Annotated in this window: 24 protein-coding genes; 14 read left to right on the forward strand and 10 right to left on the reverse strand. The window is 62.0% G+C overall.

What is annotated here, in order from left to right:
- Window positions 1-49: 49 nt before the first annotated feature.
- The 6 genes from LJY25_RS04175 (at window position 50) to LJY25_RS04200 (ending at window position 4,280) form a co-directional block, all read left to right on the forward strand.
- Entirely contained in the window at window positions 50-448 is a 399-nt protein-coding gene (locus LJY25_RS04175; RefSeq protein WP_227606981.1) for a DUF4783 domain-containing protein, read from the forward strand.
- Window positions 449-569: 121 nt separating this feature from the next.
- A complete protein-coding gene (nadC, locus tag LJY25_RS04180) occupies window positions 570-1,430 on the forward strand; it encodes a carboxylating nicotinate-nucleotide diphosphorylase (RefSeq protein ID WP_227606982.1) in 861 nt (286 codons plus the stop codon).
- 116 nt (window positions 1,431-1,546) lie between these two features.
- A complete protein-coding gene (locus LJY25_RS04185; protein ID WP_227606983.1) occupies window positions 1,547-2,173 on the forward strand; it encodes a hypothetical protein in 627 nt (208 codons plus the stop codon).
- Between the two features lie 58 nt (window positions 2,174-2,231).
- Window positions 2,232-2,609, forward strand: coding sequence for a hypothetical protein (locus LJY25_RS04190; RefSeq protein ID WP_227606984.1), 378 nt, complete (start codon window positions 2,232-2,234; stop codon window positions 2,607-2,609).
- A gap of 132 nt (window positions 2,610-2,741) precedes the next feature.
- The gene (locus LJY25_RS04195; protein WP_227606985.1) at window positions 2,742-3,482 is read left to right on the forward strand and encodes a class I SAM-dependent methyltransferase; all 741 of its coding nucleotides are present in this window, start codon (window positions 2,742-2,744) and stop codon (window positions 3,480-3,482) included.
- A 63-nt stretch (window positions 3,483-3,545) separates the two neighbouring features.
- Window positions 3,546-4,280, forward strand: coding sequence for a ZIP family metal transporter (locus tag LJY25_RS04200; protein ID WP_227606986.1), 735 nt, complete (start codon window positions 3,546-3,548; stop codon window positions 4,278-4,280).
- A gap of 81 nt (window positions 4,281-4,361) precedes the next feature.
- Here the strand turns inward: LJY25_RS04200 and LJY25_RS04205 are convergent, their stop codons facing one another.
- On the reverse strand, window positions 4,362-5,276 hold the full coding sequence (locus LJY25_RS04205; protein WP_227606987.1) for a DnaJ C-terminal domain-containing protein: 915 nt from the start codon (window positions 5,274-5,276) through the stop codon (window positions 4,362-4,364).
- Window positions 5,277-5,617: 341 nt separating this feature from the next.
- Between LJY25_RS04205 and LJY25_RS04210 the strand changes: the two genes are divergently transcribed.
- Complete coding sequence (locus tag LJY25_RS04210; protein ID WP_227606988.1) at window positions 5,618-6,010, forward strand: DUF6799 domain-containing protein; 393 nt, start codon at window positions 5,618-5,620, stop codon at window positions 6,008-6,010.
- A gap of 64 nt (window positions 6,011-6,074) precedes the next feature.
- Here LJY25_RS04210 and LJY25_RS04215 read toward each other — a convergent pair whose 3' ends face one another.
- Genes LJY25_RS04215 through LJY25_RS04225 form a run of 3 tightly spaced genes read right to left on the reverse strand, consistent with a single transcriptional unit; the run spans window position 6,075 to window position 7,531 of the window.
- Entirely contained in the window at window positions 6,075-6,269 is a 195-nt protein-coding gene (locus tag LJY25_RS04215) for a hypothetical protein (protein WP_227606989.1), read from the reverse strand.
- A gap of 20 nt (window positions 6,270-6,289) precedes the next feature.
- Window positions 6,290-6,682 (reverse strand): septal ring lytic transglycosylase RlpA family protein, encoded by a 393-nt coding sequence (locus LJY25_RS04220; RefSeq protein WP_227606990.1) that lies wholly within the window; start codon window positions 6,680-6,682, stop codon window positions 6,290-6,292.
- Window positions 6,683-6,703: 21 nt separating this feature from the next.
- Entirely contained in the window at window positions 6,704-7,531 is an 828-nt protein-coding gene (locus tag LJY25_RS04225) for a glycoside hydrolase family 25 protein (protein WP_227606991.1), read from the reverse strand.
- 156 nt (window positions 7,532-7,687) lie between these two features.
- On the opposite strand from LJY25_RS04225, the gene LJY25_RS04230 reads away from it, so the two are divergent.
- A complete protein-coding gene (locus tag LJY25_RS04230; protein ID WP_227606992.1) occupies window positions 7,688-7,963 on the forward strand; it encodes a VF530 family protein in 276 nt (91 codons plus the stop codon).
- 14 nt (window positions 7,964-7,977) lie between these two features.
- On the forward strand, window positions 7,978-8,301 hold the full coding sequence (locus tag LJY25_RS04235; protein WP_227606993.1) for a hypothetical protein: 324 nt from the start codon (window positions 7,978-7,980) through the stop codon (window positions 8,299-8,301).
- An 84-nt stretch (window positions 8,302-8,385) separates the two neighbouring features.
- Here LJY25_RS04235 and LJY25_RS04240 read toward each other — a convergent pair whose 3' ends face one another.
- On the reverse strand, window positions 8,386-8,799 hold the full coding sequence (locus LJY25_RS04240) for an Hsp20/alpha crystallin family protein (RefSeq protein ID WP_227606994.1): 414 nt from the start codon (window positions 8,797-8,799) through the stop codon (window positions 8,386-8,388).
- A gap of 268 nt (window positions 8,800-9,067) precedes the next feature.
- On the opposite strand from LJY25_RS04240, the gene LJY25_RS04245 reads away from it, so the two are divergent.
- The 4 genes from LJY25_RS04245 (at window position 9,068) to LJY25_RS04260 (ending at window position 12,808) form a co-directional block, all read left to right on the forward strand.
- Window positions 9,068-9,505: a hypothetical protein gene (locus LJY25_RS04245; protein WP_227606995.1), complete on the forward strand. Its 438-nt coding sequence runs from the start codon at window positions 9,068-9,070 to the stop codon at window positions 9,503-9,505.
- A gap of 71 nt (window positions 9,506-9,576) precedes the next feature.
- Window positions 9,577-10,257 carry a c-type heme family protein gene (locus LJY25_RS04250; RefSeq protein WP_227606996.1) on the forward strand — a complete coding sequence of 227 codons (681 nt, stop codon included), beginning with the start codon at window positions 9,577-9,579 and terminating at the stop codon, window positions 10,255-10,257.
- A gap of 50 nt (window positions 10,258-10,307) precedes the next feature.
- Window positions 10,308-11,489 (forward strand): toxin-antitoxin system YwqK family antitoxin, encoded by a 1,182-nt coding sequence (locus LJY25_RS04255; RefSeq protein WP_227606997.1) that lies wholly within the window; start codon window positions 10,308-10,310, stop codon window positions 11,487-11,489.
- Between the two features lie 71 nt (window positions 11,490-11,560).
- Window positions 11,561-12,808: a protoporphyrinogen/coproporphyrinogen oxidase gene (locus LJY25_RS04260; protein WP_227606998.1), complete on the forward strand. Its 1,248-nt coding sequence runs from the start codon at window positions 11,561-11,563 to the stop codon at window positions 12,806-12,808.
- A 195-nt stretch (window positions 12,809-13,003) separates the two neighbouring features.
- Here LJY25_RS04260 and LJY25_RS04265 read toward each other — a convergent pair whose 3' ends face one another.
- Both LJY25_RS04265 and LJY25_RS04270 read right to left on the reverse strand, forming a co-directional pair.
- Complete coding sequence (locus LJY25_RS04265) at window positions 13,004-16,036, reverse strand: M16 family metallopeptidase (RefSeq protein ID WP_227606999.1); 3,033 nt, start codon at window positions 16,034-16,036, stop codon at window positions 13,004-13,006.
- 131 nt (window positions 16,037-16,167) lie between these two features.
- Complete coding sequence (locus tag LJY25_RS04270; RefSeq protein ID WP_227607000.1) at window positions 16,168-18,000, reverse strand: family 10 glycosylhydrolase; 1,833 nt, start codon at window positions 17,998-18,000, stop codon at window positions 16,168-16,170.
- A gap of 165 nt (window positions 18,001-18,165) precedes the next feature.
- Between LJY25_RS04270 and LJY25_RS04275 the strand changes: the two genes are divergently transcribed.
- A complete protein-coding gene (locus LJY25_RS04275; protein WP_227607001.1) occupies window positions 18,166-19,896 on the forward strand; it encodes a M28 family metallopeptidase in 1,731 nt (576 codons plus the stop codon).
- Window positions 19,897-20,028: 132 nt separating this feature from the next.
- On the opposite strand, the gene asnA is transcribed toward LJY25_RS04275, so the two are convergent.
- From asnA to LJY25_RS04290, 3 genes are all read right to left on the reverse strand, one after another.
- A complete protein-coding gene (asnA, locus tag LJY25_RS04280) occupies window positions 20,029-21,063 on the reverse strand; it encodes an aspartate--ammonia ligase (protein WP_227607002.1) in 1,035 nt (344 codons plus the stop codon).
- Between the two features lie 463 nt (window positions 21,064-21,526).
- Window positions 21,527-21,982, reverse strand: coding sequence for a DUF6799 domain-containing protein (locus LJY25_RS04285; protein WP_227607003.1), 456 nt, complete (start codon window positions 21,980-21,982; stop codon window positions 21,527-21,529).
- Between the two features lie 56 nt (window positions 21,983-22,038).
- Window positions 22,039-23,142 (reverse strand): glycosyltransferase, encoded by a 1,104-nt coding sequence (locus LJY25_RS04290; RefSeq protein WP_227607004.1) that lies wholly within the window; start codon window positions 23,140-23,142, stop codon window positions 22,039-22,041.
- Window positions 23,143-23,217 lie beyond the last annotated feature (75 nt).

A 23,217-nucleotide genomic window follows, 5' to 3' on the forward strand; every position in this document is an offset into this window, starting at 1 on the left:
CTCTATTGGCATCATTTTAGCAAGTGGTCAGGGGTATTCTTCTCTGCGTATGAAAACGAACGTATTTCGGGTCCTGGCCATTGTGTGGCTCACCTTGCTCTCGGTAGTTACGTATGCCCAGGCCGACGCCGTCGGGGGCATCAAGGGCGCTATCCGAAGCGGCTCCTCCCGGGAGCTATCCCAGTATTTTGGCGCCAACGTAGACCTGAGCTTTGACGGCGACAGCCAGAGCTATAGCGCTACCCAGGCCGAGTTTGTCATGAAAGACTTCTTCGCCAAGAACCCGCCCAGTGAATGCCAGTTCAACCACCAGGGCGCCAGCGACGGTGGCATCCAGTACGTCGCCGGCAAGTACAAGGGCAAAGGCGGCTCCTACGAGGTCTTCGTCAAGATGAAACCGGCCCACGGCTCCCTGTTGATTGACACCATCAGCTTTAAGAAGGAGTAACCAGCTCCTATCCGGCATAAAAAGCCCCGCTACCGTATCGGCAGCGGGGCTTTTGCATTTATAATGGGTTGGATGAGCCGCGAGGCAAGGGCGTATCGGGGCGTTTTTCTATTTTTGCACTGTGCAAAACCCTCCTTACCTCACTACGGAAGCCATTTCCGAATTCATCCGCACGGCCCTGGCCGAGGACATTGGCGACGGCGACCACTCTTCCCTGGCTGCCATTCCGGCCGATGCCCACAACCGCGCCCACCTGCTCGTCAAGGGCGAAGGCGTGCTGGCCGGCGTGGCCCTCGCTCACCACATTTTCCGGGCGGTAGACCCCAGCCTGCAGGTAAAAGAGCTGCTTTCGGACGGTACTCAGGTCAAGTATGGCGACATTGCACTAACCGTAGCCGGTCCGGCCCGCAGTATTCTTACGGCCGAGCGCTTGGTGCTTAACTGCATGCAGCGCATGAGCGCCATTGCTACCTACACGGCGTCGCTGAACCGTTTGCTGGCCGGCACCAAGGCCCGCCTGCTTGACACCCGCAAGACCACGCCCAACTTCCGGCTTTGTGAGAAATGGGCCGTTCTGATTGGCGGAGGCGTGAACCACCGTTACGGCCTGTTCGACATGATTATCCTCAAGGATAACCATGTGGACTATGCCGGCGGCATCCGTCAGGCCATCGAGGGCACCCACACCTACCTGAAGGAGCTGGGTCGGCAGCTGCCCATCGAAGTAGAAACCCGTAACCTGGCCGAAGTACAGCAGGTACTCGACGCCGGCGGCGTAGACCGGATCATGCTCGACAACATGAGCCCGGCCCAGCTGCGCGAAGCCGTGGCCCTGATTGGTGGGCGCTTCCCCACCGAGGCCAGCGGCGGCATCACCGAGCAAACCATTGCCGAGGTAGCCGCCACCGGCGTTGACTTCATCTCGGTTGGCGCCCTGACCCATTCGGTCAAAAGCCTGGACCTGAGTCTGAAAGCCTATTAATTAATGTGCTAATGCGTTTGAATGTGCTGATGTGCTAATGCATAGTTACTCATTGGATTCCGGCACGACACTCAGCCCATCAGCACATTTCTCACATCCGCACCTTTACAAGTAGCATGCAACAACCCAATCAACGTGGTGGCTACCGGCAGGCCTCGGGCCCTTCGCCGCTGGCTATCCGCACCAAAAAGCACCAGCTCGACACGAATACCTACACCCGCATTGCCATGCTGCAGGTATGGCGCAAAGAGTGGTGGTATGCCCTTATTCCCTTGGCCATTGGCCTGCTGCCCGCCCTGATCTGGCCCTCGTGGTGGTGGATCGGGCTGGCCGTGCTGCTGGTGGTGCTGTTTGTGCTCCTGCGCTCGGCCCAGATTACCGGCGTTACGCAGATGGAGCAAAGCAAGCCACTGTTCGAGCGGATGAACTACGAAATCGACCAGCGCCAGATTCTGCTCCGCCTTAATGAAAAGCAGGGTATGAACGTGACCTGGGACAACATCGGGGCGGTGCGCCGCGACCCGGAAGCCTTTCTGCTCTGGCTTCGCACGCCGGAAGCCCCGGCCGAGCTGGCCGGCTGGCGCCGCTGGGTGGCCCGCACCTTCGACGTGCCCGTGTTCCTGCATATTCCGACGCGCATCTTCAACTCTCCCAACGACTTGAAACTGTTCGAATCCCTGCTGCGGCGCAAGAATCTGTTGCCGGCCGTTCCGGCAGCAACAGGAACCGCTTCGGCAGCGTAACTTTGACCCGGCTCCGACGCCTCGGCCCGGGCCCGCATACTTATCAACCTTTACTCTGATGACCAAGAACCTTCTGCTTTCCGGGCTGGCCGTAGCCGCCCTCGCCCTGAGCTCCTGCAGCAGCGAGCCGTCGGACTGGCGCCCCGAAGCCAAAGTTTCACTTGACCAGGTGGCCCCCGGTACCCGCTCGTCCGACAATTTCGACCTGGGCACCGTGAATGACCCGCACCAGGCGAAAGGCGGTGCTATTGCCGAGCCGGTGAGTTCGAACGTGCCGTTTGAGGCTCACAAGGAGCACCATACCAATGCCGAAGCTTCGATTTCGGCCAACGGCGAAGAAAACGAGCGGACCGAAGGCAAGACCAACAAGTCGAACCTGCAGGCCAAGCCCAGCCAGGAAGACACGACGGCCAACGGCCACGAAGTACAGCGCTAAGCGCCCCGGGTCGTTTCGGCTACTACCTGCTAGCCGCCGCTGGTTTGTGCCGGCGGCGGCTACTGCTTTTGAAACTGCCGGAGCCGGCTCAACCAGCCATACGCTCCGTTCCGCGTTTAATCCGACGTTCTAATGTCCCAGCCCGAAGCTGAATGGTTCAGCACCTGGTTTGACTCGCCTTACTACCACCTGCTGTACAGGGACCGGGACCAGCGGGAAGCGGAAAGCTTCATCGACGCGCTCATTACGCACCTGCACCCCAAGCCTCATACCCGCCTGCTGGATCTGGCCTGCGGCAAGGGCCGGCACGCAGTGTACCTAAGCGCCAAGGGCTACGACGTGACGGGCGTAGACTTATCGGCCGAAAGCATTGCCCACGCCCGGCAGTTTGAGCACGAGCACCTGCACTTCTTTGAGCATGACATGCGGGAGCACCTGCCTCACGGCCCGTTCGACTTTATCTTCAACCTGTTCACCAGCTTTGGCTACTTCACTCACGAAACCGAGAACGTGGTGGCCTTGCGCTCGGCTACGGCGGCCCTGCGGCCCGGGGGCAAGATGGTCATCGACTTCATGAACACGGAGCGCACCATGCGTGAGCTGGTGGCGCACGAGGTAAAGGAAACAGCCGGCATCCGGTTCGAGCTGACCCGTCATATCGACCACGACTTCATCGTGAAGGACATCCGCTTCCGGGACGAGCAGGGGCAGCCCCGGTACTACCAGGAGCGCGTCCGGGCCCTGAGCCGGGAGCGGTTCGAGGAGTACTTCCGGATGGCGGGCCTGCGCCTGGCTGAAATTCTGGGTGACTACCGCCTGGGGCCCTTCGACGAGCAGACCAGCCCCCGCATGATTTTCGTGCTGAAAAAATAAGACCTTCTTTCTACGATACGGCTATCCACCCTCCCGTATTGTCAGCCGCTTACGACCCTGCCCATGTGGCTTGCCATTATCCTTTTGTTCCTGACTGTATTGGGTGCCGGCTGGCTGACCCGCCTTATTCCCACGCGCAGCACGAGCTGGATGAAGCCCCTGCTGGCCTTCAGCGGGGCTTACCTGTTTACCCTTACCGTTACGCATCTGCTTCCCGAAGCCCTGCAGCTGACGCCGGATACGCGGCGCGTGGGCTATTTCGTGCTGGCCGGCTTTTTCGGGCAGCTGCTGCTGGAAGTTTTCTCGCAGGGCGTCGAACACGGGCACATTCACCACCACACGTCCCACGCCGGGCGGGTGCCGTTTTTGCTGCTGGGCTCTTTGGTGCTGCACTCGTTTCTGGAAGGCAGCATCCTGGTGCAGTCGCCGGGCGCGGCGGGCGTCAGCCAGAACTTCTACGCCATCCTGGCCGGTATTGCCCTGCACCACATTCCGGCAGCCTTTGCGCTGATGGCCGCCCTGCTGCTGCGCCTGGGTAGCTTCTCCAGGGCCCTGCCCTACCTGGTGCTGTTTGCGCTGGCCGGACCGGCCGGCATGGTGGTGAGCAACTTCGTGGTGCTGGAGCAGCTGCTGAGCGGGGGCGCCTACGCGGCGCTGCTGGGCCTGGTAGCCGGAAACTTCCTGCACGTGTCCACTACCATCCTGTTTGAAACCAGCCCCGAGCACCGCCTGCCCTGGCCTAAGCTGATGGCTACCATTCTGGGGGTTGGGCTGGCGCTGCTGGTGGATGTAGGCTAAGCTGCTTCTCAAAGCGGGATGGCGCCGGGCCAAAAATTTCCGCTGGCTGATGCTGGTCAGCAGAAGCGAACCGACACAACGCTACTCAGGCCGCAGCTTGGCCAGCTCGTGCAGCAGCTCTTTTTCGCGGTCCGTCAGGTGCTGGGGCAGCGCCACAGTGAGGCGCAGGTACAGGTCGCCAAACTGTCCGGGCTGCCGGTAGACGGGAAAGCCTTTGCCCCGCAGTCGCAGCCGGGTACCGTTGGCCGTCTCAGGCTTGATTTTGATTCGTACCGGACCCGACAATGTTTCCACCACCTGCTCTCCACCAAGCAGGGCTTTGTACAAACTCACGGGCACGTCCATCGTCAGGTCGTGGCCGGAGCGGGTGTAGCGTGGGTCGGGCTGCACCCGGAAGGTGATAAGCAAAGAACCGTTGGGGCCACCGTTGTAGCCCGCCCCGCCCTGGTCGCGCAGCCGGATGGTCTGGCCGTCTTCCACCCCCGGCTGAATCGTGATGCGCAGCTTTTTGCCGTTCACGGTCAGCGTCCGGGGCCCGCCGCGGTAGGCATCCTCGAGCGAAATTTCCATTTCAGCCTGCAAATCCTGCCCGGCTCCGGCCCGACCGCTGGCCCGGCCGCCCCCGCCCCCGAAAAAAGAGCTGAAGAAGTCGGAGAAGTCGGCGCCGCCAAACGGGTCGTCAGGACGGTTGCTGCTGCCGAACCCGCTCCCCGGTCCGCCCGCGTACTGCGACCAGTCGAAGCCCCCGCCACCCCGGCCACCCTGCTCGTAGCGCTGCCAGTCGGCCCCGAGTTGGTCGTATTTGCGGCGTTTTTCGTCGTCGCTGAGTACTTCGTGGGCTTCGTTGACCTCCTTGAATTTACGTTCCGCTTCCGCATTGCCGGGGTTCACGTCGGGGTGGTACTTGCGGGCCAGCTTCCGGTATTGCTTGCGGATCTGGTCTTTGCTGGCCGACTTCTCGAGCTCCAGAATCTTGTAGTAGTCCTTGTACTCCACGGGGTAGGTAGCTTGCGCCGAAGGGCGACCGAAAAAAGCAGGGGTGGCGAAGTTGCCAGGAATGGGACCCGACGGGCCACCAGTGACGCTTCGTTGGTTGCTTATGGTTGAGGTTGTGGTTGAACCGAAGGTAGTTAGGCAGAGTTTGGCGTAAAACTTGTAAAGCGAACGGGCGCCCGCAGGTATCGGGTTGAACCGAAGATCCGGACCCATAACGGTAAAAACGCAGGGTACCGGACCAGAGTTTCTACCGCAGAGCCAGGACTTTTCACCGCCTGATTCGTCTTTTTTTCGTAAATTTTACTCCACTTTTTCTCACCCCTTATCTAACCTCTTCGTTCATGTTGCACCGTATTACTCTTGTTCTGGCCCTGGTACTTGGCAGCTTGGTAGCTGCCCAGGCGCAACGCCGTCCTGCACCCCGCCAGCAGGCCGCTCCTCCTAAAGCTCCGACCATGAAGGACGGGGCTATTATGCAGGGCGGTAAAATCGTCATCACCCGCTTTGGGCAGACGGAAACTGTATCTGCCGAAACCACTCTGCCGAACGGCATCAAGGTAAGCCCCGACGGCACCGTAACCATGCAGAATGGAACCACCGCCCTGATGAAGGAAGGCGACTACCTTTCCCTGAGCGGCCGCCTGACCACTGCTGCCCAGAAAGCCGAGCAGGACAGCCTGATAAAGGTGGCAATGGAGGCGAATAAGGTCAAGATCAAAGCCAAGCGCAAGTAAGCTTTACGCTTGCTCCAGTACCGGTCGGGGCGGTTCACCAGTTGGGTGGGCCGCCCCGGCTTTTTTAGCGGTACGTGTAGAAGTCCAGGATGGACAAGGCTTCGGCATCATCCCGCGCCTCCACCACCTCGTCCATTACGAACTGAATTTCAGCCTCCGTCCAAGTCTGGTCTTCGGCGGCTTTTACAAACAGCCCCAGGGCCACAAACCGGTTGGTTTCGGCAGGCAAAGTCCACTTTACTTTTTTGCGGATGTTCATGGTAACAGGAATAGAAAAACTTAGCGCCGGGCGCTCCGCACGACCTTGAGCTGTACGGGGGCTACTCCGGCGTCGATGATGTCGATTTTACGGGCGGCCCGCCGCGAAAGGTCAATGATCCGGCCTTTGACGTGCGGGCCCCGGTCGGTAATGGTGACCTTCACGGAGCGGTTGTTGCGCGGATTGGTGACCCGGACTACCGTGCCGAAGGGAAGGGTATTGTGCGCGGCGGTTTTGCCGCTGCCCCGGTACACGGTGCCGCTGGCCGTTTTGCGGCCTTCAAACTTGTCGGCATAGTAGGAGCCCTGCCCCGACTGGGTAAAGGCCTTGCTTCCGCCGCAGGCCGCAAGCAGAGGAATGCCCAGCAGCGCCAGTGCGCCGAATATTAAACGAACGTGAGTAGCAGTTGCCATTAAGGGGGTCGACGTAAGAAGCTAGCGGGACGGAGATTGGGGGGGCGGAATGCGCAGCGCCAGCAGGCCCGCGTAGCTGCCCTGGTACACGTTGAAGTCGACCGCACCCCGGATGCCCGGCACGTGCGCTTCGTCGCTGTGCTGCCAGATAATCCACTTGTCCTTGGGCAGCTCCGGCGAATCCACCTCGTAGTGGGCCAGCCAGAGCGGGTAGTCGTCGAAGTGCCCGGCCAGGTAGCGCTGGTAGAAGCTGTAGTTGGAGTACAGAATGGGGCGTACGCCGTAGTGCCGCTCTACCAGCGTGAGCCAGGTGGCAATGCCCCGGCGCATTACCGACACGTCGTGAAACTCAGGCGCTTCCACGTCGAGCACGGGGGGCAGGTCGCCGGCGGCCAGGGGCACGGTGCGCACAAACAGGTTGGCCTGCTCCCGCCCGTCGTAGTTGGGCTGGAAGAAGTGGTAGGCTCCCCGCATCACGCTGGCCTTGCGGGCCTCGCGCCAGTTGCGGGCAAAGCGGGAGTCGCGCAGCGTAACGCCCTCGGTGGCTTTGATAAACGCAAACCGCACCTGATGCCGGGCCACCTCCGGCCAGTCGATTTTGCCCTGGTACGAGGACACATCGATGCCGTGCACGGCGTAGCCCGCCAGCAGGGGCGTCTGCTCCCGGCCGGTGAGGCGGCCGTGGGTAAGCGTGGCGTAGGCCCGGCGGGCGTAGCGGTTGATTTGCCGCCGGTAAAAGCCGTAAAAGACCAGTCCGAGCAGCAGGAATACCATCAGAATCTGGAGCAGGCGCCGGCGCAGCCGGCGGGGGCGGCGGTACGAAGCAGAAGAAGCAGCGCGTCGTTTCATCAGGCGGGTCTTGGGCAAAGATAACGCCCGGGAACCGGCCCCGGTATGATTCCGGTTCTAAACCGGGCGAAAAGCTGCCGGGTGCCGCCGGTCATTCCCCGGGTTCTAGTATCCTTGCATCAGCATTTTCGTTCCGACAATTCCTTTCCGCCCGCCATGCCCGCTCCTTCCCCTTCCGACGCCCGCGACGAGTCCGGTCACCTGATCCGGGAGTTGCACGGCATTACGCTGGCCCAGATTCTGGAGTACCTGGTGGCGCACTACGGCTGGGCAGAGCTCGACCAGCGCATCCGCATCAACTGCTTTTCGGTGAATCCCAGCGTCAAGTCCAGCCTGGTGTTTCTGCGCCGGACGCCCTGGGCCCGGGCCAAGGTGGAAGAGTTGTACATTCAGGCCCGCACCGCCGAAGTGCTCGGCCGGCCCCGCCCCTAAGCTTCTGCCCCGTCATGGCTGACTTATCCCCGAAAACCTCTTCCAATACCTTTTGGGTGGGTCTGAGCTTGTTTCTGGCCTTCGAGGTCGTGGTGTACAATCTGCTCAAGCTGCTCACCGCCGGCCTGGGCATGGCTGACCAGATGCAGCCCGAGAATACAATTGTCAGCAACTGGGTGAAGACGGTGGTCTTTCTGCTGCTGTACCTGACGTTGCTGGTCGCGGCCGTACTGGTGCTGAGCAACCGCCTGCCGCGCCGGCACCGGGGGCAGGTCATGGGCTGGTTCTACCTGGCGCTGGTCATGGGATTTGTGCTGCTGATTCCCCTTTTCACGTGAGGCACGAAAAAGCCACTGCTGTAGGGCAGTGGCTGGGTAAGACGAAGAAGGTTTGCCGGTCGGTCCCGGCGTTATGAGCAGGTATTAGCGCTGCTTGATTTCAATTTCCCGGGGCTTGGCCGTCTGGTCCTTGAAAGGAATCCGGATCTGCAGTTCGTGCCCTTCGTGCACGGCGTCGATGCGGCTGAGGTCCAGGATGGCCGGCAAGTCCAGCGTCTGGGCAAACAGCGGGGCCGCCAGCTTGTCTTCCGGGTTGTGGCGGTACTCGCAAAACACGTTGAGAATATTATTGTTGAGTACCACGTGGAAGTTCTCCGGGCTCACGGATGGTACGGCCACCCGGATAATAATGCCTTTTTCCCGCTTATCGATGCGCGTCTGAAACTGAGCATGTCCGCCACCCAGGGTGTTGAACAGGTCCAGCTGGGGGACGATGTTATGAATGAATTCTTTGCTTATCAGGTTCATGGCGATGTCTCCTCCGTTCTGTTGTTGCATTGGGATAATTACAAATGCCATACCAGTATTCAAATGCACATCCTTGACAGAACAACCCGCCATCCTGACTACAAAACCTGTTTTCCAGCCTCTTACCCTAGTCATTTTGGCAGCCTTTGCTTCCTGTAGCCCACGGCCACGTTTCCCGGCTGAATCCTAAGCAGACCGAATCTAAAAACAAGCTCCTAGCTGGGGCCGTCGGATTTGTTTGGTACGGCGTCAGTATTCCGGTTTGGCAGGCCGTATGTTTGCGCCCCTGTCCTTTTCCATGAACACAACCCGGTTTTCCGACTTCCTTGAGCTTTCCCACCGGCCCGACCTGGGAGTGATGTTTGTGCGCTGGATGCGGCCGGTGACAAGCCAGGAGCTGCAACAAGGCTACCTGAAGCTGCTGGAGGAGTCGGCGGCGGTACAGTGCCGGGCCTGGCTGCTCGACGCCCGACGGCGGCGTAACACTGATGGCGCTTCGCAGCGCTGGATGCTCACAGAGCTTCTACCCATGGCCGTGACCCGGCTGGGAGGCCGCGTCTACCTGGCTTTTCTGCTGGCCCCGGTGCACCTGCGCGACGCTGCCTCCGACGACGTATTTCCGCCCGCCGAGTTTTTCATCGACAAGCCCTACGCGGCCGAGCGATTCACCGACGAAGGACCGGCCCTGGCCTGGCTGGTAGCCGGTCTGCAGGCGCCCATAACGGGAGTTGCCTAGGCAGCGGGCGGCCTGCCCGATGTCCCTTGCCTATCTTGCAGGCCCGGGATATTCTGCTAAAACCTGATGCCATGCGCCTCTCCTTTTACCTCCTGATCCTCTGCCTGCTGGGTTTGCTGTCCGCCTGCCGGCCCGACCAGATTGAACATATCAAAAACGGTCAGGAAATAGCTACGACCCTGGAAAAGATGGCTGTGAAGCGCATTCTGCCCGCCGACCTGCTGAAGGCCGCCCGCTGGGCCGGCGACTCGCTTACCCGCACCGCCGACCGGGAGCTGCGGCGGGTGCTGGCCGAAAAGCTGCAGGCCGGGGGCGTCGCCGCCGCGCTGCCCTACTGTCGCCCTGAGACCTTTGCCGTGACCGATACCCTGGCCCGTAAGCTGATGGCCACGGCCCGCCGCGTGAGCAGCCGACCCCGCAACCCCCAAAACCAGGCGGCGCTTTCTGCAGAGGAACTGAGTCCGGAATCCGAGCCTTTGGCGCGGCGCCCATCGGCAGCGGAGTTTACGTACCAGCGTCCCATCGTGCTCGATAACGCGCTGTGTCTGCGCTGCCACGGCCAGGTGGGCTCCGAGGTAGCTACGGCCGACTATCAGCTTATCAAAAAGCAGTATCCCCAGGATCAGGCTACCGGCTTTCGGCTGGGCCAGGCAATGGGGCTATGGCGCGTGACCATCAGCCGCGACGGGGTGGCCGAGCTGTACACGATGCGCACCCGCAAGGTAATGAAGCCGCGCAAGCCGCTGTTTTAGAGCAGACCGCCGGTATCTTTAGCAGTCTTATCCGCCACGATTGACCTGCTATGCCCCGCCTTTTGCTTCGTTCGGCTTTACCCCTGCTGCTTTTTGCGGGGCTCCTGTCCCGCCCGGCCCGGGCTCAGGAAGTTACCATTGGCGACTGTGTCCGCGTGCTGAAGGGCGACAGCGTGGCCATGTACTACAATGCGGGCTACACCCTCACGCCCATTGCCTGTGCGGCAATCCGCCGGCACACCCGCATCAGCCCCACCGGCGACTTTGTGGGGGAGGTGCGCGACTACCAAGTAGCCAACGACCGGCTGCTCTTCCGCCTGCACTACGCCAATGGCCGGCGACACGGCGCGTACGAGCAGTACCATCAGAACGGGCGGCTTGTCGTGAAGGGGCAGTTTGCCAATGGTGAACCTGCCGGCATCTGGGAATTCTGGTACCGCAACGGGAAGCCCCGGCAAACGCTGGAATGGACCGGGCGGAAGCTGCCGATACGCATCATCGCGTCGTGGGACTCGGCCGGGGCTCAACGGGCCAGCAATGGCAACGGGGAGTGGTACGACATGCTGCCTGGGCTGAACCGCCGCTTTGGCGGGCCCATCGTAGACGGCTACGCGCATGGGACGTGGGAAAGTCGGGTGGTACCGGGCTACCGGCTCGTGACAACGGAGCGGTACAGCCACGGCAAGTTTCTGGATGGCAAGGCCCTGGATTTCGGAAGCGAGTCGTATAGCGACCAGGCCCTGCTTTCGCCCCGGGTCGAAGATCCGGTCAGCTGGGCGGAGAACGTGAAGTTCACCAAGCCCTGCGCAGAATTACAGGCGCGGGCCCGGGAGCGTCAGGCAAAGCGGGAGCAGGCCCGGGAGTTTACTCCGGCTACGTACTCCGCCGGAATAGAAAGCTACATTCAGACCCTGCTGCAGTACGTCGGCCCCTTGCTGGGCGGAAACACGCCGTTGGGCCGGGCTGCCCGGGGAGGCGTTCTGATAATTGACATGCAGCTCGATGCGGGGGGAAAGTGGTTGACGGCAGCCAACCAGCTACCCGGCACCGACCCGGGGGCTGTAAGCCAGCTGCTCGCCATTATGCAGCAACTGCCTCCGTGGGAGGCCGCCCGGCAGAATGGCCAGCCCGTGGGCAGCAGCATCCGGATTCTGGGCCGGGCGCTAAACGGCTCCTTTCTGCTCAGCATGTCGCCGGGCGGCCCGGACCTTCCCGCAACCGCAAAGCCCTGACCCGGCTCTTAACCCGAATCCAACCCTTTTCAGGAGTTCCCGGTTAGAGAGGCGTATCCTGCTTTTCTGAAATGCCCGATTCCCCCATTGTCATCATTGGCGCCGGCATGGCCGGCCTCACCTGTGCCAACTACCTGCACCGGGCCGGCCGTTCCGTGGTAGTGCTCGAAGCGTCGGACGCGGTGGGTGGCCGGGTGCGGACCGACGTGACGCCCGAGGGCTTTCGCTTCGACCGGGGCTTCCAGGTGCTGCTGACCCGCTACCCCGAGGTGCAGCGCATGCTGGACTACGGCGCCCTGAATTTGAAAGCTTTCCGCTCCGGCGCCTCTATCCGCCTCCCTAACGGCACCAGTACCACGCTGCAAAACCCGCTGCGCCAGCCGGTGGGGGCCCTGGCCGCGCTTACCTCCCCGGTGGGCACGCTGGCCGATAAGCTGCTCATTGCCCGCCTGGGGTTGGCCGTGCGAAGCCAGACGGCCGAGCAGCTGCTGGCTCAGCCCGGTACCGACACGCTGACATTTTTGAGACGCTACGGCTGGAGTGAGCAGATCATCAACAACTTCTTCCGACCCTTCTTCGGCGGCGTATTCCTGGACCGGGAGCTGAGCACCGCATCCAACTTTTTTGAGTTCGTGTTTCAGCAGTTCCTGGAGGGCGAAGCCGTGGTGCCCGCCCTGGGGATGCAGCAGATTCCCGAGCAGCTGGCCGCCCGTCTGCCGGCCGGCACGGTGCGCCTGAACACAGCTGCCCAGGCCCTCGACGGTAATACGGTGCGCCTGCCCAATGGAGAAACGCTGAGCGCCAGCGCCATTGTCCTGGCAACGGATGCCCCCGCCAGACTGGTGCCCACCCCCGGCCCCGCTGCTGCTAACCCCGCCTGGCGCCGCACTACCTGCACGTACTTTTCCGCAGCAGTTTCGCCGGGGCGCGCCGACCGGCTGCTGCGCCTCAACGCTACCCGCCGCTGCCTGGCCCACAACGTTGCCTTTCCCAGCGACGTGGCCCCCGACTATGCCCCGCCCGGCCGCGTGCTGGTATCGGTAAGCACACACGGGGATCATGGGCTGAGCGTCGAAAGCCTGACCAGCCGCCTGCGCCAGGAACTGACAGAGTGGTTTGGTCCGGCAGCAACTCACTGGGAATATCTGCGCACCTACACCATTGAACAGGCGCTGCCAGTGTATGCCGCCGGTACCCCGGCCCGGCACTCCCTGCGCCTGGCCGAGAGCCTCTACCAGTGCGGTGATGCAGCAGCTTATCCATCCCTCAACGCCGCCATGGCTACCGGCCGGGAAGTGGCTGAGCTGCTGCTGGCGTAAGTGCTGGTTTCTTGTTTTTGGTTTTTGGCATGACCCAGCAGATTGACTTACAAAGTATAAACAGTAGCAAACAGCCGGTTATCCGGATCAACCGGCTAAAATCCGTCCCGCCAAAAAAGCCCGGCTCCAAACGGAACCGGGCTTTCGTGTAAAAGAGCCATAAGCTCACAGCCATCAGCTAAAAGCTGATTCCAGCTAGTCCTTCTTGATCTTCTCTTTGCGCTTCTCGCCTTTCTCGCCTTTGGTCTTGCGCTTGGCTTTCTTAACGTCGGCGGCGGAAGCGGGAGCAGCCGATGTAGCCGGGGCGGTGCTGGCCGCGGGAGCAGTGGGCGTTACGGGGTTGCCGTCCACATCCAGCTCCACCACTTCGTAGCCCAGCTCCGAGAGGCCCGGGAAGGACTTGGCCCGGTCGCCGACGACCACGATGGTCATGTTGTCGGCGGGCAGGTACTTCTGGGCCGTGGCCTGCACTTCCTCTTTGGTGAGGGCGCGCAGCAGGGCGCTTTGCTTTTGCACGTAGTCCTTGTTCAGGTCGTACTCCAGCAGGCGGGCAATGAAGTTCGCCTTCTGCTGGCCGGTCTCATACTGCCGCGCCTCGCTCTGACCTACTGAAGCCTTCAGAAACTCCAGCTCCTCGTCCTTGATGCCGTTGCGGTAGTTCCTGATTTCCGTCATGAACTCCTTTACCGAAGCGGCCGTAGCATCAGCCCGCACCCCGGCCGAAGCCGTGTAGGGTCCGATGTAGCGCGTGCCCTGGAAGCCCGACCGGGCACCGTAGGTGTAGCCCTTGTCCTCGCGCAGGTTCAGGTTGATGCGGCTGTTGAAGTCCCCACCCAGCAGGTAGTTGGCCAGGTAGGCGCGGTAGAATTCGCCGGTCGCATCGTAGGGCAGGGCCAGGTAGCCAATGCGGATTTCCGACTGGGCCGCGCCTTCCTTGTTCACGAAGTAGATGCGGGTTTTGTCGGGCTTGGCTACGTCGGCACCGGCAGGGAAGCTGATTTCCTTGCGGCCCCACTTGCTCAGGAAAGCCAGCTGAGGCACAATGGTCTTCTGCTCCGCGTCGCTCACCACCACCAGGTGGGCAATGTTGGCGCCGTAGGTGCGGTCGTAGTACTGCTTCACGTCGTCGAGGGTGAAGCTGGCGACGGTGCTGGTCAGGCCGCTTACGGGCGTACCCATAATATCGAGCGGGCCATACAGCTGACGGGCGTAGGTGCGGTCGGCAATGGATACCGGCTGGGTGCTCTGGTTGGCAATGGCCTCCAGCGTCTGCTTTTTAAGGCGGGCAAAGTCAGCCGGGTCAAAGCGCGGCCGCATCAGCCGCTCTTCCAGCAGGGCAATGGTCTTGGGCAGGTTCTTGGTCAGGCTCTGCACGTACACCGTGGTGTTTTCAGCACCACCCGTTACCTGAATGGTGCTGCCCAGCAGGTCGAGGGCCGCCGACATTTCTTCGCTCGTATACTTTTGCGAGCCTTCGTTGAGCATGGCCGCGGTAAAGGCTGCAATGCCCGCCTTGTTGCGGTTCTGCGCTTCCAGACGGTGACCATTGTGAATCGTCAGCAGCAGGGTGGTGGTAGGTACCTCGGTGTTGCGGGTGCCCATTACGCGCAGGCCGTTGGCGAGACCGGTTTCCCACAGGGCGGGCACCTGCACCAGCGGAGCCGCGCCCGCTTTAGGCGGCTGGCTCCGGTCAAAGGTATCGGTCGGCTTCACGTAGGTGAGGCCCTTGTACTCGTCGGCCGGAGCCTGGTAGCCGGCTTTGCTGATGGTGAAGTTGTCGGCACGGGCCGCCAGGGTCGGAGCGGCTTTCGGTACCACGCTCAGAATTACCGCTTTTTTGTCTTTGAGGTAGGTGTTGTACACGCGTACCACGTCGGCCTTCGTCACGGAGCGCAGGCGCTGCAGGTCGATGGGCAGGCGGTTGGGGTTGCCGGTATAGGTCTGGTTGGCGGCCAGCTGCGACACCTTGCCGCTCACGCTGCCCAGGCTGTTGATCAGGTCGGCTTCGGCGCCGGCCTTGAAGCGCTGCAGCGCCGCATCCGTCACGCCGGTGCGCTCAAACTCGGCCAGGGTCTTGCGGACCCGCAGCTCCAGGCTGTCGAGGCCCTTGCCGGGAAAGCTCTGGGCCGAGATGTAGAACTCTCCGCTCAGCTCGCTGGTGCGGTTCGAGGCCGAAGCCACCACCGCCTTCTGCGATTTAATCAGGTTTTTGTAGAACAGCGAGTTTTTACCCTGCCCGATGATTTCCGCCAGCGCGTCCAGGGCCACCTCGTCGGGGTGGTTGGCTGGTACCGTCGGGAATACCATCTGCAGCTGCGGAAAGCGCACGTTGTCGGAGTAGCTGACGTAGCGGTCCTGGGTGAGCTTGGGCGCGGGCAGCTTCATGTTCTGCACGGCCGGCCCCCGGTTGATGGAGCCGAAGTACTTCTCGGCCAGCTTCACCGCGTCGGCCGGCTTCACGTCGCCCCCGATGGTCAGGGTAGCGTTGTTGGGGCCATACCAGCGCAGGAAAAAGTTTTTCAGGTCCTCTACATTCGAGCGGTCCAGGTCTTCGAGGTAGCCGATGGTCATCCAGGAGTAGGGATGCCCGTAGGGATACAGCGTCTTGCTGATGTACTCGCCGGCCAGGCCGTAGGGGCGGTTGTCGTAGTTCTGGCCCCGCTCGTTCTTTACGGTAGAGCGTTGCACCTCAAACTTTTTCTGCGTCACGGCATCGAGCAGGAAGCCCATGCGGTCGGCTTCAAGCCAGAGCGCGGTTTCCAGCTGGTTGCTGGGCAGGGTCTCGAAGTAGTTGGTCCGGTCGCGGTTGGTCGAGCCGTTGAGCGTGCCACCCGACGAGCTGACCATCTTGAAGTGCTGCTCGTCGGCTACGTGGTCGGAGCCCTGGAACATCATGTGCTCGAAGAAGTGGGCAAAGCCCGACTTGCCGACCTGCTCCCGGGCCGAGCCTACGTGGTACGTTACGTCGACGTGCACGATGGGGTCGGAGTGGTCTTCGTGGACCAGCAGGGTCAGACCGTTGCTTAGCACGTACTTTTCGTAGGGAATTACCAGCTCCCCGGGCTTGCGGGTTACTTTCTCAACGAGACGGGTACCGGCTGCCGTAGCCGGGCCAGCTGCTTTCGCGGTGGGCTTGGCGGCAGAGGTAGTCTTTTTTTGCTGCGCTGCAGCCGGGCTTACCACCAGGGCGGCGCCGAGGCCGAGCAGCAAAAGGGATTTTTGAATCATAAACGAAAACAGAATGGAAGAAATACCCGGTAAGGGCGTGCAAAGGACACCCCTTACCGGGCGAAGGACGCATTTCTGCTGCCTCAACTATCGGACCGGCCTAGTAGTTCGATTTCAGCCGGTCCCGGGAGCTAGCGCGTCAGCAAAACCTTCTGCTGCCAGCTGCCGGCTTCGGTTCGGAGCATCAGAATGTAAACGCCGGCCGGCTGGCTGTTGGCCTCCCACTCTACTTCCTGGCGCCCGGCTGCCTGCGGGCCTTCCCGCAGGGTGGCTACGAGGCGGCCCGTCAGATCATACACCTGTAAAGCTGCCCGCCCGGCCCGGGGCAGGGTAAAGGCAATGCGCGTCGACTGAGAAAACGGGTTGGGGCGAGCCGGCTCCAGCAGGGCCGCAGGAGCGGCCGGGCGGGTGGGCAGTAGCAGCACCAGCTGGGCCGGGTCGCTTTCGTTGTATACCCGGTCCAGGGCCGTGACGGTATAGCGCCAGGGACCAGGCGGCACCACGGCGCGGTAGTAGGTGGTGTCGGTGACGGCGACGATGTTGGCGGGGTTGCTCAGATCGGCGGCGGTAATGGGACCAGTGCCATTCGGCAGCTTGTACACCGCGTAGAAGCGGGCCTTTTCCCCGTCGGTAGCGGGGGGGCCGGGCTGCCATTCGATGGTCAGGGTATTGATGCCCGTGTCGTAGTAAAGCCCGCCCTGCGGCGCGGTGGGGGCTACGTTATCTTTCCAGGGCATGGTTGGCACCAGGCTGGGGGCGCGGTAGAAGTTCTGCCGCAGCGAGTCGATTAGGCCCAGCGGGTTGGCCAGCGTGGGCGTGGAGCTGTAGTAGATGGCGCCCTGCACATTGGGCTGCTGGCGGAGCAGACGAATCTGGGACGGAATCTGGCTGCCCGAGCGGAAGTTTACATCCGAGGCCGTGGCGCTGACCTTGTAGGAAGCCAGCCCGATGTAAACGTGGCGGGGGTTGGCGGCCGTCACCTGCTGGCTCCACCACGGCACAATCAGCGAGTAGTTGGCCGCCGTCTGCCCGATGCTGAAGTACACCTGGGGCGCGAGGTAGTCGACCCAGCCCTGTTGCAGCCACTTGCGCGAGTCGGCAAAGATGTCGGAGTAGCTGGCAAAGGCCGTGGTGGCGGTGCCGCCTACGCTGGTGCCGTTGCGCCACACCCCGGGAGGCGAGATGCCGAACTTTACCCGGGGCTTGGCCGCCCGGATGCTGTCGGAAATGGTGCGCACGAACAGGTCGATGTTGTCACGACGCCAGTCGGCCTTGGTGGCAATGCCCCGGGGGTCCTGGCTGAAGGCGGCATCGTCGTTGAACACCACGCCGGACACCGGAGCCGGGTAGAAGTAGTCGTCGAAGTGAATGGCGTCCACATCGTAGCGGCGCACCACGTCCATCACCACCCGCGTCAGGTACTGGCGCACGGCGGGCAGGCCTGGGTTCAGCACCCGCAGGTCGCCGAAGGGCACAATCCAGTCGGGATGGAGGCGGGTAACGTGGTTGGCGGCAATGCTGGCACTGGCCGTCGTTACGGCCCGGTAGGGGTTCAGCCAGGCGTGGAATTCCATGCCGCGGCGGTGGGTTTCCCGGATCATAAACGCCAGCGGGTCGTACGCCGGGCTGGGCCCTACGCCCTGGGTGCCGGTCAGCCACTCGCTCCAGGGCTCGATGGTGCTGGGGTAGATGGCATCGGCCGAGGCCCGGATCTGGACGATAACGGCGTTGATGCCGTTCTGCTGGTGCCGGTCGAGCAGGGAGATAAACTCGGCCCGCTGCTGGGCCGGCGTCCGGGTTTTATTGCTGGGCCAGTTCAGGTTAAACACGTGGGCCACCCACACGGCGCGGAACTCACGCTTGGGGATGGTGCCGATTTGCGCCGCCGCCGGGCGGGTCAGCAGCGCCAATAGGAGCAGAAGCAGACCCCAACGGGTCCGCAGTACAGGTAAAGCTGGAAACATAGACGGGAAGGTATGGGTGGGAGACAAGCAGTGAGAAAGGATAAGGCACGAATATACCCCATAGGCACAACTCTTTCGGAACCGTCGTGCTTCCGGAATTTTCGTCACATTTGACCGGCCACAGCCTAGTCTGCGCGGGCCAGTCGTTCTACCTATCCCAACCCCATGCACCTCTTTCCTTCGTCCTTCCTGCTGCCGGTCCTGGCCGCGGGGCTGCTGGCCGGCTGCCAAAGCCAGTCGGACAAGCAGACTACCACAACCACCAAGACGCCGGTGGCGGCTCCAACCGAGGCGCCGGCCCGCGACACGGCCATGCTGGCCTCGCCCAAAGACGGCATCACCCCGGAGCTGATCGGGCAGCACATCAAGGCTCTGGCTTCCGACGAGTTTCAGGGCCGGCGCCCCTTTACCAAGGGGGAGGAGCTGGCCACCAACTACCTGGCTACCGAGTTCCGCAAGCTTGGCCTCAAGCCCGGCCCCAACGGCACCTACTTTCAGGGTGTGCCCCTCGTCGAAATCATTGGCTCCCCGGATGCGACGATGGCCATCACCGGCCCCGGGCAGGGCCAGAACCTGACGCTGAAGTACAAGGCCGACTATATGGCCTTTACCGAGCGGGAACAGGAACGGGTAGCGTTGAAAAACTCCCCGCTGGTTTTTGCCGGTTACGGCGTGGTAGCCCCCGAGTATGGCTGGGACGACTACGCCGGCCTCGATGTGAAGGGCAAGACGGTAGTTGTGCTGGTTAACGACCCCGGCAATGCTGGCACCGACACAACCTTCTTCAAAGGCAAGGCCATGACCTACTATGGCCGGTGGGATTACAAGTACGAGGAAGCTGCCCGGCATGGCGCCGCCGGGGTTTTGATTGTGCACGACACCAAGCCGGCCGCCTACCCCTGGTCAGTGGTGCAAAGCAGCTGGTCGGGAGCCAAGCTCTACGGGCAGACCCCGGACAAAGGCGCCCGCAAGTGCGCCGTGGAAGGCTGGATCACGCTCGACGCCACCAAGCGCCTGCTCACGGCGGCCGGCCAGAGCTACGACGCGCTGTACGCCGCCGCCAACAAGCCGGGCTTCAAGCCCAGCCCGCTGGGTCTGAGCGTCAGCACCGCCATTGAGAACAAGATCAAGCGCACGGCCTCCCGCAACGTGGCAGCCGTGCTGCCCGGCAGCAAGCGGGCCGATGAGTACATCGTCTACACCGCCCACTGGGACCACCTCGGCACCGGTACCGTAATCGAGGGTGACTCGATCTACAACGGCGCCATTGACAATGCCAGCGGCTGCGCGGCCCTGCTGGCCATTGCCAAGGCCTTCACCCAGCTGCCCGAGCCGGCAGGCCGCTCGATTCTGTTCCTGGCCGTGACGGGCGAGGAGCAGGGCCTGCTGGGCTCCAAGTACTACGCCGAGCACCCGCTATTCCCGCTCACCAAAACCGTTGCCAACCTGAACATGGACGCACTGGGCGCCAATGGGCCCATGCGGGACGTGACGGTTATCGGGTACGGCCAGTCGGAGCTCGATGCGTACGCCCGCGACGCGGCGGGTGAGCAGGGCCGCTACGTGCTGCCGGACCAGCATCCCGAGAAAGGCAGCTTCTACCGCTCCGACCATTTCAGCTTTGCCAAGGTGGGCGTGCCAGCCCTCTACGCCAGCGGCCGGGCTGAGAGCTGGACCCGGGGCAAAGAATATATCGAGCAGCGCCGCCAGGCTTACGAAGCCAAGAGCTACCACCAGCCCTCCGACGAATTTGATTCCCGTTGGGACCTGCGCGGCATGGAGCAGGACGCGCGCCTGCTGTTCTGGGTCGGCAAGCTCCTGGCCAATGAAACCACCTTCCCGCAGTGGAAACCAGGCTCCGAGTTTAAAGCCATCCGGGAGAAGAGTATGAAGTAGGTCTTAGGTTGCTACTGCCCTGCTGACTTCACGTTACAGAAAAAGAGCCCGCAACTTCGGTTGCGGGCTCTTTTATTTTGACTCTTGGACGTCTGCACTAAGACCTAAGCCCTAAGTCCCGAAGACCTAAAACTACAGCAGCCCGATGCCGTCGGCGGCCAGCTCTTTGCGGATGGCTTCGGACCAGATGCTGACCTGAACTTCACCGATGTGGGCTTTGCGCAGCATGAACATGCACACCCGCGACTGGCCAATGCCGCCCCCGATGCTTTGGGTGAGCTGGTCGGTGAGGAGCAGCTGGTGAAAGGGCAGGGCTTCCCGGTCGGGGCAGCCGCGGACGGCCAGCTGCTTCAGCAAGGCCAGCTTATCCACCCGGATTCCCATCGACGACACCTCAAAGGCCGACTGCAGCACCGGGTTCCAGAGTACGATGTCGCCGTTCAGGCCAAAGAAGCCGTCTTCGTTCGGGGTACTCCAGTCGTCGTAGTCGGGGGCGCGGCCGTCGTGGATTTCGCCGTGGCTCAGCGTCCCGCCAATGCCCATGATAAAGATGGCCCCGTACTCCCGGGCGGCTTCCGTTTCGCGCTCCTTAACGGTGAGGCCGGGGTAGCGCTGCAGCAGCTTCTCGGCGGAGATGAACGTAATGACTTCCGGTAGCACGGGCTCCACTCCGAACTCCTCGCCCACCAGCTGCTCGGTCGTTTTCAGGGCCTCGTAGATCTTGCCGACCATTTCCTTCAGAAACGGAATGGTGCGCTGACCGGCCGTAATGTGCTTTTCCCAGTCCCACTGGTCCACGTAAATGGAGTGGATGGGGCTGTAGTCTTCGTCGGGGCGCAGGGCACGCATGTCGGTCAGGATGCCGCGGCCGGCTTCGATACCCAGCTCAGCCAGGCGCAGGCGCTTCCACTTGGCCAGGGAGTGCACCACCACGGCCTTCTGCTCGGCCAGGGCTTTGATGGGAAAGGCCACCGGGCGCTCCACGCCGTTCAGGTCGTCGTTGATGCCGGTCCCGTCGAGCACGGCAATGGGCGACGACACCCGGGTGAGGCTCAGTCGGGCGCACAGCTCCCGGGCAAACGTTTCTTTCACGAAGCCAATGGCCTCTTCGGTTTTGAGCAGCGCCGAGGCGGTGCGGGTCGGGGAGGTAAGGAAGGCAGTTTCCATCCGGGCGTAATGAGGTTGGTTGAAAAAATGAAGGCGGTATGTCTGATTTGCGGTAGCAGAAATGTTTGGGCAAAGCGCAGCCAGGCTGAGAAAATGCCACGCATTTTTCAACTAGAGGAATTGCCCTTTTTTGAGGCGGAGACAAAAAAAAAGCCTTCCGAAAAACGGAAGGCTTAAAAACTAAATCAACCCTTAGGTCTCTTTGTCAAATCAATGGCCTCCCTGTCCCGGAATAAATTATTATTCGAGTTGCGGTTATTGCAATTGCACAGAGCGGCGACGAGGCGTGTCATTCGGGGTGCTGGTTGACCTTGCAGCTGCAAACTAGTTGATGGAAATTAATGCGCAAGATTATTTTTCAAAAACCTGTAAGTTTTTTCCGAAGCCTTTTGAAAGACAAACCCGCGCCTCAGGAGTCAACCAATTGAATTACACAGAAATACAACTACTAAATTCCACCCATCTAATCGTCGTCTTCCTCATCCTCCGCCTCGGCGTTGCGGCGGGGCTTAAGCCGGGACTGCTGCCGCTCCACCCGCTCAGCCTGGTGGTCGTGGTGGCGGCGGAGCTGCTGCCGGGCCGGGCCGGAAGGAGCCCCGTCGGGGCGGGCAGCGGTTCGCTGCACCAGCGTGGCCGGGGACGCGCCCGGAATCCGAAACCAGCGCCCGGTGCTCAGGTCGAGCCCGTCGCCGTTTTGCATGCGCTGCTGCCGCCCATCGGGCAGGGTTACCAAACCCAAAGCGGATATGCGGGTGCCATTGCCAAGCTGAATGGGCTGGGTAGCGGGCAGCCTGCGGCCGGCCTGTACCCGAAAGAGCCGACCGTCTTCCCAAATCAGGGAAGCAAGGGGCTTGATCTGGGTCGCTGCAGGGCCGACCAGGCCAAGGCTGAAAATCAAAGCCAGTAAAACGCGTTTCATGAGGGGACAATCAGCCCGCAAGATACGACCCGCAGCCCGGCACGAAGCAGCCTTGCTTAGCCTTCGGCCCAGCGGTAACGTCGCTCCTTCCACTGAATCTGTCCCGGCCATAGGGTGTAGCCGATAATCAGCAGGGACATGCCGGCCAGGTAGAACTCGTACAGCAGCAGCACGCCCAGGCTCTCGCGCCGCCCCACCTGCCGCAGGCTACCGGCCAGAAATCCGACCTGTAGCGCCACCTTGATTCCGAAGAGCAGCGCCACCGTAGCGGGCGGCAGCAGGCCGGGCAGAAAGATTACCATGTAAAAGAACCCGTAGAGGGCGAAAAGACCCGATAAGTGAACCGGAAGGCGGGCCGTTCCCCGCATCCAGCGCTTCCGCTGCATGAGCAGGTGGCGCAGGGTGGGCTGAGCCGTGGAAAGGCCCAGCACGTGGCGGTGAAACAGGTTGCGGAAACCCCAGCCCTGCCGCACGATGCACTCGAAGATCTGCAGGTCCTCGGTAATCTGAAACGCCAGCGCCTCATAGCCCCCGATGGACTTATATGCCGCCCGGGTCATCAGCATGTTGTTGCCAACGGCCGTGACGGGCAGGCCCAGGTCGGTGAGCAGGCGAATGACGCTGAGGCCGAACAGCCAGTCGAGGCCCTGCAGGCGGCCAAACAGGTTGCCCACGGCAGTAGTAGCGCCGGTTACCACGCCTACTCCTTCCGGGGCGGCGGCCAGCATGTGCTGCACCCAGTCGGGCGGCAGGGCCATATCAGCGTCGGTCAGCAGGAAATAGTCGGTTGTGGCTTCGCGGCACAGATGGGCAATGACGTTGCTCTTGCCCCGGGCTGAGCCAATTTCGCGGCGCACCGACACCAGCCGAAACTGGGGCCGCCCGGCAATAAAGGCCTCGGCCCGGGCGGCGGTGTCGTCGGTCGAGGCGTCGTCGCCAATCAGGATTTCGAGCTTGTCGGCGGGGTAGGAAAGCTGGCTCAGGGCCTGCAGGCACCGCTCAATGTGGTGGGCCTCATTGCGGGCCGGCACCAGAATGCTCACTTTGGGCCAGTGCGTGGGGAAGGGCGGGAGAGGCTGCCGGCCCCGCCACCAGAGCTGAGCCAGCAGAAACAGGCAGATGCCGAAGAATAAGGCAAAGAAAAGATAGACCAAAAGCATGGGCTGGCGGTTAACTGATAGAGACGGCCCTTCCATGCGCCGCTACTGGTACTTACGGCGGGAAGGCCGCCCCCC

This window comes from Hymenobacter translucens (assembly GCF_020685205.1).
GTDB lineage: Bacteria > Bacteroidota > Bacteroidia > Cytophagales > Hymenobacteraceae > Hymenobacter > Hymenobacter translucens.

Coding starts and splice junctions, on each gene's coding strand:
- LJY25_RS04175 (WP_227606981.1), top strand. CDS start 50: ATGAAAACGAACGTATTTCGGGTCCTGGCCATTGTGTGGCTCACCTTG.
- LJY25_RS04185 (WP_227606983.1), top strand. CDS start 1,547: ATGCAACAACCCAATCAACGTGGTGGCTACCGGCAGGCCTCGGGCCCT.
- LJY25_RS04190 (WP_227606984.1), top strand. CDS start 2,232: ATGACCAAGAACCTTCTGCTTTCCGGGCTGGCCGTAGCCGCCCTCGCC.
- LJY25_RS04195 (WP_227606985.1), top strand. CDS start 2,742: ATGTCCCAGCCCGAAGCTGAATGGTTCAGCACCTGGTTTGACTCGCCT.
- LJY25_RS04200 (WP_227606986.1), top strand. CDS start 3,546: ATGTGGCTTGCCATTATCCTTTTGTTCCTGACTGTATTGGGTGCCGGC.
- LJY25_RS04210 (WP_227606988.1), top strand. CDS start 5,618: ATGTTGCACCGTATTACTCTTGTTCTGGCCCTGGTACTTGGCAGCTTG.
- LJY25_RS04215 (WP_227606989.1), bottom strand. CDS start 6,269: ATGAACATCCGCAAAAAAGTAAAGTGGACTTTGCCTGCCGAAACCAAC.
- LJY25_RS04220 (WP_227606990.1), bottom strand. CDS start 6,682: ATGGCAACTGCTACTCACGTTCGTTTAATATTCGGCGCACTGGCGCTG.
- LJY25_RS04225 (WP_227606991.1), bottom strand. CDS start 7,531: ATGAAACGACGCGCTGCTTCTTCTGCTTCGTACCGCCGCCCCCGCCGG.
- LJY25_RS04230 (WP_227606992.1), top strand. CDS start 7,688: ATGCCCGCTCCTTCCCCTTCCGACGCCCGCGACGAGTCCGGTCACCTG.
- LJY25_RS04235 (WP_227606993.1), top strand. CDS start 7,978: ATGGCTGACTTATCCCCGAAAACCTCTTCCAATACCTTTTGGGTGGGT.
- LJY25_RS04240 (WP_227606994.1), bottom strand. CDS start 8,799: ATGCAACAACAGAACGGAGGAGACATCGCCATGAACCTGATAAGCAAA.
- LJY25_RS04245 (WP_227606995.1), top strand. CDS start 9,068: ATGAACACAACCCGGTTTTCCGACTTCCTTGAGCTTTCCCACCGGCCC.
- LJY25_RS04250 (WP_227606996.1), top strand. CDS start 9,577: ATGCGCCTCTCCTTTTACCTCCTGATCCTCTGCCTGCTGGGTTTGCTG.
- LJY25_RS04255 (WP_227606997.1), top strand. CDS start 10,308: ATGCCCCGCCTTTTGCTTCGTTCGGCTTTACCCCTGCTGCTTTTTGCG.
- LJY25_RS04260 (WP_227606998.1), top strand. CDS start 11,561: ATGCCCGATTCCCCCATTGTCATCATTGGCGCCGGCATGGCCGGCCTC.
- LJY25_RS04265 (WP_227606999.1), bottom strand. CDS start 16,036: ATGATTCAAAAATCCCTTTTGCTGCTCGGCCTCGGCGCCGCCCTGGTG.
- LJY25_RS04270 (WP_227607000.1), bottom strand. CDS start 18,000: ATGTTTCCAGCTTTACCTGTACTGCGGACCCGTTGGGGTCTGCTTCTG.
- LJY25_RS04275 (WP_227607001.1), top strand. CDS start 18,166: ATGCACCTCTTTCCTTCGTCCTTCCTGCTGCCGGTCCTGGCCGCGGGG.
- asnA (WP_227607002.1), bottom strand. CDS start 21,063: ATGGAAACTGCCTTCCTTACCTCCCCGACCCGCACCGCCTCGGCGCTG.
- LJY25_RS04285 (WP_227607003.1), bottom strand. CDS start 21,982: ATGAAACGCGTTTTACTGGCTTTGATTTTCAGCCTTGGCCTGGTCGGC.
- LJY25_RS04290 (WP_227607004.1), bottom strand. CDS start 23,142: ATGCTTTTGGTCTATCTTTTCTTTGCCTTATTCTTCGGCATCTGCCTG.